Consider the following 14,128-nt stretch of genomic DNA (forward strand, 5'->3'; position numbering starts at 1 on the left):
AGCGTGTGAATCTCCCTGTACAAACAGATGAACGCCAGCCAGAGCAGCATATTCAGGTGCCGGATGAGTGGTTTGTCTCGAATCAAGAAAAAAATCGAGAAGCCGATTCGGTCAAGCGGCCGAGTTTGTCATACACGCAGGATGCTTGGAGGAGGCTGAAGAAAAATAAATTAGCGATGGCGGGACTCTTTATTCTTTTATTTCTTTTTGTCATGGCTGTTATCGGACCTTTTTTATCACCTCATAGTGTCGCGCGCCAATCGCTGACCGAACAAAATCGTCCGCCTTCAGCCGAGCATTGGTTCGGGACCGATGAGCTCGGCCGGGATGTGTTTACCCGAACATGGTATGGAGCGAGGATTTCGCTATTTGTCGGCGTGATGGCAGCGCTGATTGATTTTGTGATCGGTGTCATTTACGGAGGCGTTGCCGGTTATAAAGGCGGCAGAACTGACGGTATCATGATGCGGGTTATCGAAGTGCTGTACGGGCTGCCGTATCTGCTTGTTGTCATTTTGCTGATGGTGCTGATGGGGCCGGGGCTGGGCACCATTATTGTGGCGCTGACTGTAACCGGATGGGTCGGCATGGCGAGAATTGTTAGAGGCCAGGTGCTTCAAATTAAACATTATGAATATGTACTCGCCTCGAAAACCTTTGGCGCGAAAACCTTTCGTATCATCCGGAAGAATCTGCTGCCGAATACAATGGGAGCGATTATCGTACAAATGACATTAACCGTACCTGCCGCCATATTCGCGGAATCCTTTTTAAGCTTTCTCGGCCTCGGCATACAGGCCCCGTTTGCCAGCTGGGGTGTGATGGCGAATGACGGTCTGCCTGCGATTTTGTCCGGGCATTGGTGGCGCCTGTTTTTTCCGGCCTTTTTCATTTCATTGACGATGTATGCGTTTAATGTGCTGGGAGACGGATTGCAGGATGCGCTCGACCCTAAGCTGAGGAGGTAGCTGTATGGAAAAAGTTCTGTCAGTCAAAAATCTGCACGTTTCTTTTACGACTTACGGCGGGACGGTTCAGGCGGTCAGAGGGGTGAGCTTTGATTTGTATCAAGGTGAAACCTTTGCAATCGTCGGCGAATCCGGCTGCGGCAAAAGCGTTACCTCCCAAAGCATCATGGGTCTGCTTCCGCCCTATTCGGCAAAGGTGACAGACGGCAGCATTCTATTTAAAAACAAAGACCTTTGCCATCTCTCTGACAAAGAAATGAGAAGCATAAGGGGAGCCGACATTTCTATGATTTTTCAAGACCCGATGACGGCGTTAAACCCGACACTGACTGTCGGAGACCAGCTGGGGGAAGCGCTCCTGCGCCACAAAAAAATGAACAAAAAGGCGGTGAGGAAAGAGGTGCTTTCGATGCTGTCATTGGTCGGCATTCCCGATCCGGAAGAGCGTCTGAAGCAGTATCCTCATCAATTCAGCGGCGGCATGAGACAGCGGATTGTCATTGCGATGGCGCTGATTTGCGAGCCAGACATCTTAATCGCAGATGAACCGACCACCGCTCTTGATGTGACCATTCAGGCACAGATATTGGAGCTGTTTAAAGAGATTCAGAGAAAAACGAATGTGTCTGTCATTCTGATTACACACGATTTAGGGATCGTTGCCCAGGTTGCTGACAGAGTCGCAGTTATGTATGCCGGAAAAATAGCGGAGATCGGCACGAGAAAAGATATTTTTTATCAGTCGCAGCATCCATACACAAAAGGGCTGTTGAACTCTGTCCCGCGGCTGGATATGGAGGGCGCGGAGCTGATTCCGATCGACGGAACGCCGCCGGATTTATTTTCACCTCCGCCAGGCTGCCCATTTGCCGCCCGCTGTCCGAACAGGATGATCGTGTGTGACAGGGTATACCCGGGCCAGACCATCAGATCTGACACGCACACCGTCAACTGCTGGCTGCAGGATCAGCGGGCCGAGCATGCGGTGCTGTCCGGAGATGCGAAGGATTGATCATGAAAAGGGGGAAGAGGATGAAACGAGTGAAAAAGCTATGGGGGATGGGTCTTGCATTGGGACTTTCGTTTGCGCTGATGGGATGTACAGCAAACGAAAAGGCCGGAAAAGAAAGCGGAAATGATAAGGCAAAAACAAGCGGAGAAAAGGTGCTGTATTTAAATAACGAAAATGAACCGACTTCGTTCGATCCGCCGATCGGTTTTAATAATGTGTCGTGGCAGCCGTTAAATAACATCATGGAGGGGCTGACGCGTCTTGGCAAAGATCATGAGCCCGAACCGGCAATGGCGGAAAAGTGGTCTGTATCAAAAGATAAAAAAACCTACACATTTACGATTCGGGAAAATGCGAAATGGACAAACGGAGATCCGGTAACGGCTGGAGACTTTGAATACGCGTGGAAACGGATGCTTGATCCGAAAAAAGGCGCTTCATCTGCGTTTCTCGGCTATTTTATTGAAGGCGGCGAAGCGTATAACAGCGGAAAAGGGAAAAAAGACGATGTGAAGGTGACGGCAAAGGATGATCGAACCCTTGAAGTAACGCTTGAAGCACCGCAAAAATATTTTCTAAGCGTCGTGTCCAATCCGGCGTATTTTCCGGTAAACGAAAAGGTCGATAAAGAAAATCCAAAATGGTTTGCTGAGGCGGATACATTTGTCGGGAACGGTCCGTTTAAGCTGGCGGAATGGAAGCATGATGACAGCATCACAATGGAGAAAAGCGACACGTATTGGGATCAAGATACCGTGAAGCTTGATAAGGTGAAATGGGCGATGGTCAGTGACAGAAATACAGATTACCAGATGTTTCAGTCTGGGGAACTGGATACCGCTTACGTCCCTGCTGAATTAAGTGATCAGCTGCTTGATCAGGATAACGTCAGCATTGTTGACCAAGCGGGCCTATATTTCTACCGGTTTAATGTGAACATGGAGCCGTTCCAAAATAAAAACATCAGAAAAGCCTTTGCAATGGCTGTAGATCAAAAGGAAATTGTCAAGTACGTCACGAAAAACAATGAAAAACCGGCGCGTGCCTTTGTATCGCCCGGATTTACGCAGCCTGACGGCAAAGATTTCCGTGAAGCGGGCGGAGACCTGGTCACGCCAAATGAAAGCAAAGCGAAACAGCTGCTGGAAAAGGGCATGAAGGAAGAAAACTATGATAAGCTTCCTGCGATTACTCTTACTTACAGCACAAAGCCGGAGCATAAAAAGATTGCCGAGGCGATCCAGCAAAAATTGAAAAATACTCTTGGAGTCGATGTGAAGCTGGCCAATATGGAATGGAACGTATTTTTAGAGGATCAAAAAGCGCTGAAATTCCAATTCTCTCAAAGCTCATTTTTGCCTGACTACGCGGACCCTATCAGTTTTCTGGAAGCCTTCCAAACAGGAAATTCGATGAACCGCACAGGCTGGGCCAATAAAGAATACGATCAGCTGATCAAGCAGGCGAAAAATGAAGCCGATGAAAAAACACGTTTCTCCCTTATGCATCAAGCTGAAAAGCTGCTGGTCAATGAAGCGCCGATCATTCCGGTTTATTTTTACAACCAGGTCAACCTGCAAAACGAACATGTGAAGGGAATCGTCCGGCATCCTGTCGGTTATATCGATTTAAAATGGGCTGATAAAAACTAACGCCGGTGATTGGGAAAATACTGCTTCTTTATAGCGAAGGAGCGGTATTTTTTCTCTTTTTTGCACGTATACGTAGGGTGCAGAGAAAATGAAAGGAGTGGTTCAGTTGAATCACAAGCCAAAAGCGCTTAAAAAGGGTGATACAGTTGGAGTGATCGCGCCCGCAAGCCCGCCGGATCCAAAAAAGCTTGAAACCGCGCTTTTATTTTTAGAAGAGCTCGGTTTAAAGGTGAAATTGGGCAAGGCGCTGAAAAACCAGCACGGCTATTTAGCGGGACAGGATGATGAGCGGCTGGCTGATCTCCATGAGATGTTCAGAGACGAGGAGGTAAAAGCAGTGCTGTGCGCATGCGGGGGTTTTGGGACAGGACGTATCGCCGCCGGCATTGATTTCAGCTTAATCCGCAAACATCCTAAAATCTTTTGGGGATACAGCGATATTACGTTTTTACATACTGCCATCCATCAAAACACAGGTCTTGTCACCTTCCACGGCCCGATGCTCAGTTCAGATATTGGCCTCGACGACGTTCACCCTCTGACAAAAGCGTCGTATGAGCAGCTCTTCCGAGAGACGGAATTCACCTATACAGAAGAGCTTTCACCGCTGACCGTGCTTGTTCCCGGAAAAGCGGAAGGGGAGCTTGTCGGAGGAAATCTCTCTTTGCTGACGTCTACGCTGGGCACGCCGTTTGAAATGGATACGAGAGGGAAGCTGCTGTTTATTGAAGATATTGACGAGGAGCCTTACCAAATCGACCGGATGCTGAATCAGCTGAAAATGGCAGGGAAACTGACGGACGCAGCCGGAATTCTTGTGTGTGATTTTCATAACTGTGTCCCGGTGAAAAGAGAGAAGTCCCTCTCACTTGAGCAAGTGCTTGAAGACTATATTGTATCGGCGGGCAAGCCTGCACTGAGAGGTTTTAAAATCGGCCACTGTTCACCGAGTATCGCCGTACCGGTAGGCGCGCAAGCTGCTATGAATACAGCAGAAAAAACAGTCGTTATTGAGGCAGGCGTTTCAGAAGGGGCGCTGAAGACATGAAAATCATTCAAATAGACACAAGTCGAATCGCCGTACCGCTGACAAAACCGTTTAAAACCGCACTTCGCACTGTATATACGGCTGAATCGGTCATTGTAAGGATCACTTATGACAGCGGCGCCATCGGATGGGGGGAAGCACCTCCAACGATGGTGATTACAGGAGACAGCATGGATAGTATTGAAAGTGCGATTCACAATGTCTTGAAACCGGCACTGCTTGGAAAAAGCCTGTCTGGCTGTGGGGCCATTTTGCATGACATCCAGCATCTCCTTACAGGAAACCAGAGCGCGAAGGCGGCTGTGGAAATGGCGGTATACGACGGCTGGGCGCAGATGTGCGGACTGCCGCTTTACCAAATGCTCGGCGGATACCGGGATACGCTGGAAACAGATTATACCGTCAGTGTCAACTCACCTGAAGAGATGGCAGAGGATGCCGAGCATTATCTCAAACAAGGCTTTCAAACACTGAAAATAAAGGTCGGCAAAGATGATATCGCAACAGATATCGCCCGTATCCAAGAAATCAGAAAACGTGTCGGACCAGCCGTGAAACTTCGTTTAGACGCCAACCAGGGATGGACGCCGAAGGAAGCAGTAACAGCGATTCAGAAAATGGAGGATACAGGTCTTGGTATTGAGCTTGTCGAACAGCCTGTCCTTAAAGATGATCTCGTTGGGCTTAAAAAGGTAACAGATGCGACAGCCACGCCGATTATGGCCGATGAAAGTGTTTTTACGCCGCGTCAGGCGTTCGAAGTTCTTCAAACGCGGAGCGCAGACTTAATCAATATTAAATTGATGAAAGCGGGCGGCATCAGCGGAGCAGAGAAAATCAATGCCATGGCTGAGGCGTGCGGAGTGGAGTGCATGGTCGGCAGCATGATCGAAACGAAGCTGGGCATTACGGCCGCGGCACATTTCGCCGCAAGCCAAAAAAACATCACAAGGTTTGATTTTGACGCGCCGCTGATGCTGAAAACAGATATCATCAAAGGCGGCATCACATACAGCGGCAGCACGATTGCGATGCCTGACAGACCGGGTCTCGGAATCACCGGAGCTGCGCTATAGAAAGGGGAAATAAAACCATGATGCACACTGTCATCTCAGCAGTGGCCAACATCTGGACAGCGCCTGAATCGCCGCGTCCATCTGATCAAGTGATGCTTCGTCCGACCGTATTGATCAGAGACTGGCTGGAGCGCATGACGTATGATGAGCGGCTTGGATTATGTGCAGACAATATCATCCAAACTCAGGTTCTCTTTGGCGAAAAGGTACTGGTGACGGCGGAACAGGACGAATGGGTTTCTGTCATTGTGCCGAGCCAGCCATCCCGAAAAGATCCGCGCGGATATCCGGGCTGGATGAAAAAGAACCAGCTGAAAAAAACAAGTCCTATCCATATACAAAACGAGGTCATGATCAGTAAACCAGCTGCCTTTTTGTACAAAAGTAATGGAGAAAAGGAGATCGAATTGAGCTTTTTGACGGTTCTCCCCCTCATTGCAGAAGAAAACGGATATTTTAAGGTTTCGACCGTTTTTGGGGAAAGGTTTGTGAAGCAAAGTGATGCAGTGCCTGTCCGCGAACAGAAAGGGACTGCTGAAGACATCGTTCAAACGGGGGCTTTTTTTCTCGGGCTTCCATACCTGTGGGGAGGGATCAGCGGGTTTGGGTTTGATTGCTCCGGGTTTATGTACAGTATATTTAAGGCCAATGGATACAACATCCCCCGTGATGCGGGAGATCAGGCAAAGGCGGGGGAAGATGTTCCGCTTGATGATATGAAAGCCGGTGATCTGCTGTTTTTTGCTTATGAGGAAGGAAAAGGAGCGATTCATCACGTCGGTCTGTCCGTAGGCGGCGGGAAAATGCTTCATTCTCCAAAGACAGGAAAATCAATTGAAATCCTTACATTAAAAGAGACAATTTATGAAAAAGAACGATGTGCGGTGCGCCGCTGTTTTTCAGAATAAGGAGGGAGACAAATGACGCCACTGCCTTTGTTGGAGGTCAGCCAGCTGAAAATGCATTTTGACGCAGGAAAAAAGCGGACAGTCAAAGCTGTCGACGGGATCACCTTTCAGATTCGTGAAGGAGAAACGTTCGGGCTTGTCGGAGAGTCAGGATGCGGGAAATCAACCTTGGGAAGAGTGCTGATGCGCCTGTATCAGCCGACAGAAGGAAGTGTGAAATACCGCGGAACGAACCTTCACGCACTAAGTGTCAAAGAGCAGTTTGCCTTCAACCGCAAGCTGCAGATGATTTTTCAGGATCCTTATGCTTCGCTTAACCCGCGCATGACTGTTCGAGACATCATTTTGGAGCCTATGGAAATTCACAACCTTTACAATACGCATGAAGCTCGGCTTCTCATCGTGGACGAGCTGCTTGAGGCAGTGGGGCTTCACCCCGATTTTGGCAGCCGTTATCCCCATGAATTCAGCGGCGGACAAAGACAGCGAATTGGGATTGCCAGAGCACTGTCGCTGAATCCTGAATTTATCGTGGCGGACGAACCGATTTCTGCACTTGATGTCTCGGTCCAGGCGCAGGTCGTCAACCTACTGAAGCGGCTTCAAAAAGAAAAAGGGCTCACGTTTTTATTTATCGCCCATGATCTTTCGATGGTGAAGCATATCAGTGACAGGATTGGTGTCATGTACTTAGGGCACATGATGGAAATCACAGAGAGCGGTATCCTGTATCGTGAACCGCTGCATCCCTATACAAAGGCGCTTTTATCCTCGATTCCGATTCCAGACCCTGAATTGGAGGACAAGCGCGAGCGCATCCTCTTAAAAGGGGAGCTGCCGAGCCCGGTCAATCCGCCGAGCGGCTGCGTGTTTCGGACCCGCTGTCCGGAGGCGATGCCAGAATGCGGGGAATCCCGTCCCCAGCTTCAAGAAATCGAAGCCGGCCGATTTGTCGCTTGCCATTTGTATCGAAATGCTGATACGAAAGAAAAGGTGAGATAAACCAAAAAGACTGGCCCGCTTTGCGGAGCCAGTCTTTGTTTTTATGCTTGATGTAAAAATTTCACACAAACCGGGTAAGGGACGGAAACAGTTGAAGGAAGCACTGTCAATCGGCCGGTTTCTTTGTCTCTTTCAAACAGGACAAGATTGCCTGTTTCTTCATTTGAAGCAACAAGAAACGCTTCCGTTGGATCAAGGACGAAGTCGCGAGGCCAGTTTCCTTCTGTCGAGACTCTTTCTACGAATGCCAGCTCGCCTGAATATTGATTCACTTCAAATACAGCGATACTGTCATGGCCGCGGTTTGCGACGTAAACAAAACGGCCGTCCTGTGTGACATGAATTGCGCTTCCTTGGCTGTTATCCGTAAAATCATCAGGAATGGCAGAGACGACCTGGGTTTCTCTGAATTCGCCGGCTGTCGGATTATATTCAAGCGCAATCACTTCATTGCTTAATTCTGTCATCACGTAAGCGTATTTTTCTTTCGGATGAAAAGCGATATGGCGAGGTCCTGTGCCGGGAGCGAAGGCATGGCTTCCGGATTCAGTCAATACTCCGTCTTCCATTTTATAGGTGTACAGCTTATCGATTCCTAAGTCAACCGCTACGACATAATTGTGTTCAGGTGTGAACCCCGCGTAATGTATATGCGGTTTTTCTTGCCTTTCGTGCGGCCCTTTTCCTGTGTGAGCGGCTTCTGAAGCAGGTGATTGTAAGCTCCCGTCTTCCTGAATCGGAAAAGCGTGGATTTTCCCGCTGTGATAGTTGGCTGTCAATACGAATTGATTATGTTCATCGGCGTTTACGTGGCACGGCGATGGGCCGTCAATTAACTGATGATTCAGAAATGTCAATTCGCCGCTGTTTTGATCAATTTTATAAGCAGCAACTCCGCCTTGGCCATCTGCTTTTTCAATGGAATAAAGAATGGTGTTGTCTTTATTCGGCGTCACATATGTGGGGTTGCCCAGCTTAGCGGCAAGCTTTGGCTCGCTGAGTGTTTTTTTCTCAGTATCAAGCTCAAATGAATAAACCCCTTCGCTTCCGCCTTTTGTATATGTTCCGACATACCCTATGTACTTTGTCATGCGAATGCCCCCTTAAAAATGATGTCACCTCTATATTAACGTATCTTGATAAAATAAGCTGTTCAAAACTTGAAAAAGGGGAATATTGATCATTCGCCGCGCATCAGCGGCATCGTACAGCACCGGAAGGAGCCGCCTGATTTAATAATTTCTGTAAGGTCAATTTCGATGATGTGATAGCCTCTATTTGATAACTGCTGATTGACATGGCGGTTGCAAGGGAGGCTGATAATTGTTTTTCTTCCAATGGAAAGGACGTTGGTTCCGAGCGTAAATTGTTCATCCTCTGGCACTTCAATGAGATCATAACGTTTTGCCAGCATATCAACTTCCTCTGGCTCAAGGGCTTGAGGATAAATTAACGCTTCGTTTTCAGATACGATGTTAAATACGCAGTCCAAATGCAAATATTTTTCATGCAGGTGAACGGGAACGACTGTATAGTCAGGAAGCGCCTTTTCCAGCTGGCCGATGGCTGACATATCCGTGCGCTGGCTGATTCCGACGTAGACGATCTTACCATCGACAATGACATCACCGCCTTCAATGCTTGTATCAAGCATACGGGTGTAAGGAATGCCTTGACTGTGAAAAAAATCTTTTATGACCGATTCTTCCCCTTGGCGAATCGGCTCATTCATGCTCGAGAGGAAGGCTTTTTCTCCGATGACAAACCCTATGTCCCGGGTGAAGACCTGCTCGGGGAGTCCTTTGCGGACGGGCAAAAGGATGACTTCGATGTTGTGTGACCTGAGTGCTTCAATAAAGCGGTTGTGCTGATCTGCAGCGGTTTTCACATGAATATTGTCATCTTCAAAATGTTTTTGTGTTTCGTTTATGACATCTTTTATCGTCATATGCTCCGGTCTGCATAAAATGACTTTCTCAAGTGCGCCGTATTCCGTTCGGCATACCGTTTTGTGCTGTTGTTTCGGGATGGATGCTTCCATTGGTTCTCCTCCTGACCGATTGAAGAATACAGGTATTATTTCCCCATCACCAAAATCATTAAACGTGTTGGAAAGAAGACAGGCAAACCATTTTAAATTTTAGACAAATGGCAGAGAATATTGTTTAATAGGAGAATATAAGTGCATGTAGCTAAACGATCAGACATCAAAGGGGAGAAAGATATGGAAACACCGGAAACAAGATTTTGTAAAGAGTCAAAGGTTGTAAAAACCAGCAGGGTGTTCCCGCTTGATACGAACAACCATAACACGCTGTTTGGCGGAAAATTAATGAGTTATATTGACGACATTGCTTCAATTTCCGCGGCGCGCCATTGCAGACGTGAAACAGTAACCGCTTCGATGGACTCAGTGGATTTTCTGAAGCCGATCGGCCAAAAGGAGTCTGTCTGCTTAGAGTCATATGTGACATGGGTCGGCACATCGTCCATGGAGGTGTTTGTAAAAGTCATTAAGGAGCACCTGATGACTGGCGAACGGGAACTCGCCGCGACATCCTTTTTGACATTTGTCGCATTGGATTCAAATGGCAAGCCGGTGCCTGTGCCGAGAGTTGTACCGGAAACAGAAGAAGAAATCATGCTGCATAATACGGCGGTTCAGCGCGCCAATGAACGAAAAAACCGCAAAAAGCACAGCCAGGCCCTTGCAAATGCGCTCGGAACTGAAAGGCCTTGGTAAATGTTAAACCCAAAACATATGTTGTTTTGGGTTTTTTTGTGCTTTGCACCTTTCTTATGGTGATCATTACAAAGGTTAGTCCGTTTTTGCTAGGGGATTCTATAAAAAAGCAACAATTGTCACGAGAAATTGAAAATCTTGTGACAACTTTATTAAAGATTCATTTTGGATATATCTTTTATCCGTGAGATCTTGTATCTTAAAGATATATTTTAAATACATCTTTTGAAAGGATTGTTTATGAAATGTTAGATAATAAAACAATCGAAATCATTAAAAGCACTGTACCCGTATTACAACAGCATGGAGAAGCCATCACTGGCCGTTTTTACGATCTGATGTTCCAAGGCCATCCAGAGCTTCTGAACATTTTTAATCAAACAAACCAAAAGAAAAAAACACAGCGCACTGCCCTTGCAAATGCCGTTATTGCAGCTGCAGCAAATATTGACCAGCTCGGAAATATCATTCCGGTCGTCAAACAAATCGGCCACAAGCACCGCAGTATCGGAATCAAGGCTGAACATTATCCGATCGTCGGCAAATACTTGCTGATTGCGATTAAAGATGTTCTAGGAGACGCTGCGACACCTGACATTATGCAGGCATGGGAGAAAGCGTACGGAGTAATCGCTGACGCGTTCATCGGAATTGAAAAAGAAATGTATGAGCAGGCGGAGGAGCAAGCCGGCGGCTGGAAGGAGTATAAGCCATTTGTCATCGCAAAAAAAGAGCGTGAAAGTAAAGAAATTATATCCTTCTATTTGAAGCCGGAAGACGGCAAGCCGTTACCTGAATTTCAAGCGGGGCAGTATATCAGCATCAAAGTGCGGATTCCTGATGCTGAATATACGCAAATCCGTCAATACAGCCTGTCTGATATGCCGGGAAAAGACAATTATCGAATTTCAGTGAAGAAAGACGGTGCCGTGTCTACGTATTTACACGATGGACTACATGAGGGAGATTTAATAGAGATCAGCGCACCGGCGGGGGACTTTGTTTTAGATCCTTCATCACAAAAAGATCTTGTTCTGATCAGTGCCGGAGTTGGCATAACACCAATGATCAGCATGCTGAAAACGTCTGTTTCCAAGCAGCCTGAACGGCAGATTCTTTTCATTCATGCCGCGAAAAACAGTGAATACCACGCATTGCGCCATGAAGTGGAAGAAGCGGCAAACCATTCTTCTGTCAAAACCGCATTTGTGTATCGCGAGCCGACAGAGCAAGACCGTGCAGGTGACCTTCTGTTTCATGAAGGACAGATTGATAATCAGTTCCTCAAAGAACTGATTATCAATACAGATGCGGATTATTATATTTGCGGTTCACCGTCATTTATTACGGCGATGCATCAGCTTGTGTCAAAACTCGGATCAGCTCCGGATTCTATCCATTACGAGCTGTTTGGCCCACAATTAAGTTTGGAGCAATCCGTTTGAGCATCCCCGCGAACTCTTCTCACTATAGAGAAGAGTTTTTTATCGTGAAAGTAGTGGCAGACAGGCGACTGTTTCTGCATCCTCCAACGATACTGACTCCCCGCCGCCAGAGATATTCGCCTATTTAAGGCCGGATAAAAGGGTTGATGCATAGAGGATATGCCTCAGGGAACAATAGGCACAATATAACGAGCGGATGGAGGTAAAGATCAGTGTTATGGATGGTATGGGCATTTTTACTGAAGCCAGTTATCGTATTTTCGATTGCGTATATTCTGTTTCGGCTTGCCGGTAAAAAAGCCGTGTCACAAATGAACAATTTTGATCTGCTTTTGACCTTCGCGATTGGTACGATTATCAGTGAACCGATTCTTACATCCAAGCTGCCAATGTCGATTTATTACGCGGGCTCTTTTTTAGTGCTTTATCTTCTGATGACCAAACTCTCCCTTTCTAATAAATGGAGATGGATGCTTGTCGTAAGCCCGACTGTATTAATCCGAAACGGGGATATTGATGAACAGGGGCTGCGCAAAGAAAGGTTGACTGTTAATGAACTGCTCGGAAAGCTAAGGGAAAAGGGCTATGCCGATCCGGCTGACATTGATCTTGCCATCATTGAAGAAACGGGAGAAGTAAGCGTCATCCCAAAAGAGGAAGCGAGAGCGGTACAGGTACGGGATTTGAATATGGAAGCTGAACGGAATTTTATTCCGATTCCGCTCATACTGGATGGCGAAATCCTTGACCATAATTTAAAATACCTTCAAAAAAACAGATCCTGGCTGTTTGAGCAGCTTGAGAAAAAAGGGTACAGCCCCAAACGGCTATCCTCGATTACACTTGGCACGATGAATGCCCATGGCGATATCTCGCTTGATGTGAATTCCTCCAACGGCCCGCAGCATGATCCCTACTTATATAAACCGGGAAATAACAATTGATTCTGCTCTCTATTTAAGGGAGCTTTTTCTTTTTTAAAGGGAATTTTTGTTTGGTGTCAAATGTACCTTGTTAGGAGGGGAAGTGAACATGAAGGACTTATCTATTAGAAAAGACATGGCGCCGACGGTCAGTCTATTATATTCCGCAGTGGAAGAAAACAGTCTCCGTCTGGCTTCTATTGTAAGTCACATGACACAGAGTGAACTATATTATAAGGGGCGCTGCCAAACAAAAAACAGCACGGCTCAGCTTTTGCACCATATCGCAAATGTTGATATCAGATGGGTCTGGCGTATCAAGGAGAATCGAATACCGGATCATATTGAACAGACATACGGCCCGATGACAGATGAAAGTGGACGGCTGCCTGAACCGGAGAATCAGCTCGGATTAGATGAACTCCTGAAAAGACATCGGCATGTGGTAAACGAGCTGAAATCGGTATGTTACACCTTAACTGAAAATGATTTGCATCAGCCGCTTTCTTACGATAGTGACACCGCGACCATACGGTGGGGCATTTGGCATATGGCGGATCATAACCGCTATCATCAAGCCCATATTGAAGCCCTCAAAAAAGAATGGAAGCAGGATATGGTGAAATATGAGCGCTAAAACGAAGCTTGTGACCGACCGAATTCGTTTGCGCTGTATGGAAGATCAGGATCAAGCCTCTTTGTTTGAGCTTTTTAACGATCCTGACGTCATGAAATATTATTCCGGCTTAAAAGATAAAAGGCAAACCCGCGAGTGGATCAATTGGAACAAAAGAAATGAAAAAGGGTACGGCGTCAGTCTGTGGATCGCCGAAGATAAGCGGACAGGGGACTTTTTGGGGCAATGCGGCATCGTACCACAGCAGGTGGAAAATCAAACCGTAATGGAAATCGGCTATATGTTTGCCCGCCGCCACTGGGGGAACGGCTATGCACAAGAAGCGGCGCGGGCCTGCCTGGACTACGGCTTCACCGAGCGGCAGTTTGGCACAATTGCGGCTTTGATTGACCCTGATAACAAAGCGTCCATACGGGTAGCGGAGAAAATTGGCATGATTTACGATAGAACGATCACAAAATGGAATAAACCAATCGCAGTATATGAAAGAAAATCTTACAATTGAAAGATAGAGCTGAGTTTAGTATCATGATGTCAGGTAAAGTTTTCTAGGGTTCCGCATGTTAATGGACATGGACTGGTCCGAGAGGAAACACATACGCGTAAATAGAGGCGTGTATGCACACGGAGGGAAAAAAGCCCGGGAGAGTCAATCTCATGTGAGACGACTGTCCGGGGTTTTTTTGTTTTCGGAGAATCTTACTGGAAAGAAAG

At 47.0% G+C, this 14,128-nt stretch carries 14 protein-coding genes and 1 riboswitch; of the genes, 12 read left to right on the forward strand and 2 right to left on the reverse strand.

Annotated elements, in window-relative coordinates; translation table 11 throughout:
- The first annotated feature begins 5 nt into the window (after positions 1-5).
- The 7 genes from dppC (at position 6) to JMN17_RS16730 (ending at position 7,666) form a co-directional block, all read left to right on the forward strand.
- Entirely contained in the window at positions 6-968 is a 963-nt protein-coding gene (dppC, locus tag JMN17_RS16700) for a dipeptide ABC transporter permease DppC (protein WP_148963824.1), read from the forward strand.
- Positions 969-972: 4 nt separating this feature from the next.
- Positions 973-1,980, forward strand: a complete 1,008-nt coding sequence (gene dppD / locus JMN17_RS16705; RefSeq protein ID WP_202328569.1) for a dipeptide ABC transporter ATP-binding subunit DppD — start codon at positions 973-975, stop codon at positions 1,978-1,980.
- Between the two features lie 2 nt (positions 1,981-1,982).
- Positions 1,983-3,632: a dipeptide ABC transporter substrate-binding protein DppE gene (gene dppE / locus JMN17_RS16710; RefSeq protein WP_202328570.1), complete on the forward strand. Its 1,650-nt coding sequence runs from the start codon at positions 1,983-1,985 to the stop codon at positions 3,630-3,632.
- Positions 3,633-3,720: 88 nt separating this feature from the next.
- Positions 3,721-4,680 carry a S66 peptidase family protein gene (locus JMN17_RS16715; protein WP_202328571.1) on the forward strand — a complete coding sequence of 320 codons (960 nt, stop codon included), beginning with the start codon at positions 3,721-3,723 and terminating at the stop codon, positions 4,678-4,680.
- On the forward strand, positions 4,677-5,756 hold the full coding sequence (gene ykfB / locus JMN17_RS16720; protein WP_202328572.1) for an L-Ala-D/L-Glu epimerase: 1,080 nt from the start codon (positions 4,677-4,679) through the stop codon (positions 5,754-5,756). The genes JMN17_RS16715 and ykfB overlap by 4 nt, the downstream gene beginning before the upstream one ends.
- Positions 5,757-5,773: 17 nt before the next feature.
- Entirely contained in the window at positions 5,774-6,664 is an 891-nt protein-coding gene (locus tag JMN17_RS16725) for a C40 family peptidase (RefSeq protein ID WP_087990925.1), read from the forward strand.
- A gap of 12 nt (positions 6,665-6,676) precedes the next feature.
- Entirely contained in the window at positions 6,677-7,666 is a 990-nt protein-coding gene (locus JMN17_RS16730) for an ABC transporter ATP-binding protein (RefSeq protein ID WP_087990926.1), read from the forward strand.
- 41 nt (positions 7,667-7,707) lie between these two features.
- Here the strand turns inward: JMN17_RS16730 and JMN17_RS16735 are convergent, their stop codons facing one another.
- Together JMN17_RS16735 and JMN17_RS16740 are read right to left on the reverse strand one after the other, a co-directional pair.
- Positions 7,708-8,757, reverse strand: a complete 1,050-nt coding sequence (locus JMN17_RS16735; RefSeq protein ID WP_087990927.1) for a lactonase family protein — start codon at positions 8,755-8,757, stop codon at positions 7,708-7,710.
- A gap of 89 nt (positions 8,758-8,846) precedes the next feature.
- The gene (locus JMN17_RS16740; RefSeq protein WP_202328573.1) at positions 8,847-9,707 is read right to left on the reverse strand and encodes a dimethylarginine dimethylaminohydrolase family protein; all 861 of its coding nucleotides are present in this window, start codon (positions 9,705-9,707) and stop codon (positions 8,847-8,849) included.
- A 183-nt stretch (positions 9,708-9,890) separates the two neighbouring features.
- Here JMN17_RS16740 and JMN17_RS16745 point away from each other — a divergent pair, with 183 nt between their 5' ends.
- The 5 genes from JMN17_RS16745 to JMN17_RS16765 all read left to right on the forward strand — a co-directional run bounded on the left by JMN17_RS16745 (position 9,891) and on the right by JMN17_RS16765 (position 13,919).
- Entirely contained in the window at positions 9,891-10,409 is a 519-nt protein-coding gene (locus tag JMN17_RS16745) for an acyl-CoA thioesterase (RefSeq protein WP_087991041.1), read from the forward strand.
- A gap of 245 nt (positions 10,410-10,654) precedes the next feature.
- Positions 10,655-11,854, forward strand: coding sequence for an NO-inducible flavohemoprotein (gene hmpA, locus JMN17_RS16750; protein ID WP_202328574.1), 1,200 nt, complete (start codon positions 10,655-10,657; stop codon positions 11,852-11,854).
- A 212-nt stretch (positions 11,855-12,066) separates the two neighbouring features.
- On the forward strand, positions 12,067-12,798 hold the full coding sequence (locus JMN17_RS16755; RefSeq protein WP_087990930.1) for a DUF421 domain-containing protein: 732 nt from the start codon (positions 12,067-12,069) through the stop codon (positions 12,796-12,798).
- 88 nt (positions 12,799-12,886) lie between these two features.
- Positions 12,887-13,414, forward strand: a complete 528-nt coding sequence (locus tag JMN17_RS16760) for a DinB family protein (protein ID WP_202328575.1) — start codon at positions 12,887-12,889, stop codon at positions 13,412-13,414.
- Positions 13,404-13,919: a GNAT family N-acetyltransferase gene (locus JMN17_RS16765; protein ID WP_087990932.1), complete on the forward strand. Its 516-nt coding sequence runs from the start codon at positions 13,404-13,406 to the stop codon at positions 13,917-13,919. Before JMN17_RS16760 ends, JMN17_RS16765 begins: the two co-directional genes overlap by 11 nt.
- Before the next feature lie 32 nt (positions 13,920-13,951).
- Positions 13,952-14,063, forward strand: a riboswitch (guanidine-I (ykkC/yxkD leader).
- Positions 14,064-14,128 lie beyond the last annotated feature (65 nt).

Origin of the sequence: Bacillus sp. RHFS10, assembly GCF_016757475.1 — a bacterium.
Taxonomy (GTDB): domain Bacteria; phylum Bacillota; class Bacilli; order Bacillales; family Bacillaceae; genus Bacillus; species Bacillus subtilis_G.

Bases quoted from the DNA above. Each gene is read 5' to 3' on its own strand.
- dppD (WP_202328569.1), top strand. From the start codon at position 973: ATGGAAAAAGTTCTGTCAGTCAAAAATCTGCACGTTTCTTTTACGACT.
- dppE (WP_202328570.1), top strand. From the start codon at position 1,983: ATGAAAAGGGGGAAGAGGATGAAACGAGTGAAAAAGCTATGGGGGATG.
- JMN17_RS16715 (WP_202328571.1), top strand. From the start codon at position 3,721: ATGAAAGGAGTGGTTCAGTTGAATCACAAGCCAAAAGCGCTTAAAAAG.
- ykfB (WP_202328572.1), top strand. From the start codon at position 4,677: ATGAAAATCATTCAAATAGACACAAGTCGAATCGCCGTACCGCTGACA.
- JMN17_RS16725 (WP_087990925.1), top strand. From the start codon at position 5,774: ATGATGCACACTGTCATCTCAGCAGTGGCCAACATCTGGACAGCGCCT.
- JMN17_RS16730 (WP_087990926.1), top strand. From the start codon at position 6,677: ATGACGCCACTGCCTTTGTTGGAGGTCAGCCAGCTGAAAATGCATTTT.
- JMN17_RS16735 (WP_087990927.1), bottom strand. From the start codon at position 8,757: ATGACAAAGTACATAGGGTATGTCGGAACATATACAAAAGGCGGAAGC.
- JMN17_RS16740 (WP_202328573.1), bottom strand. From the start codon at position 9,707: ATGGAAGCATCCATCCCGAAACAACAGCACAAAACGGTATGCCGAACG.
- JMN17_RS16745 (WP_087991041.1), top strand. From the start codon at position 9,891: ATGGAAACACCGGAAACAAGATTTTGTAAAGAGTCAAAGGTTGTAAAA.
- hmpA (WP_202328574.1), top strand. From the start codon at position 10,655: ATGTTAGATAATAAAACAATCGAAATCATTAAAAGCACTGTACCCGTA.
- JMN17_RS16760 (WP_202328575.1), top strand. From the start codon at position 12,887: ATGAAGGACTTATCTATTAGAAAAGACATGGCGCCGACGGTCAGTCTA.
- JMN17_RS16765 (WP_087990932.1), top strand. From the start codon at position 13,404: ATGAGCGCTAAAACGAAGCTTGTGACCGACCGAATTCGTTTGCGCTGT.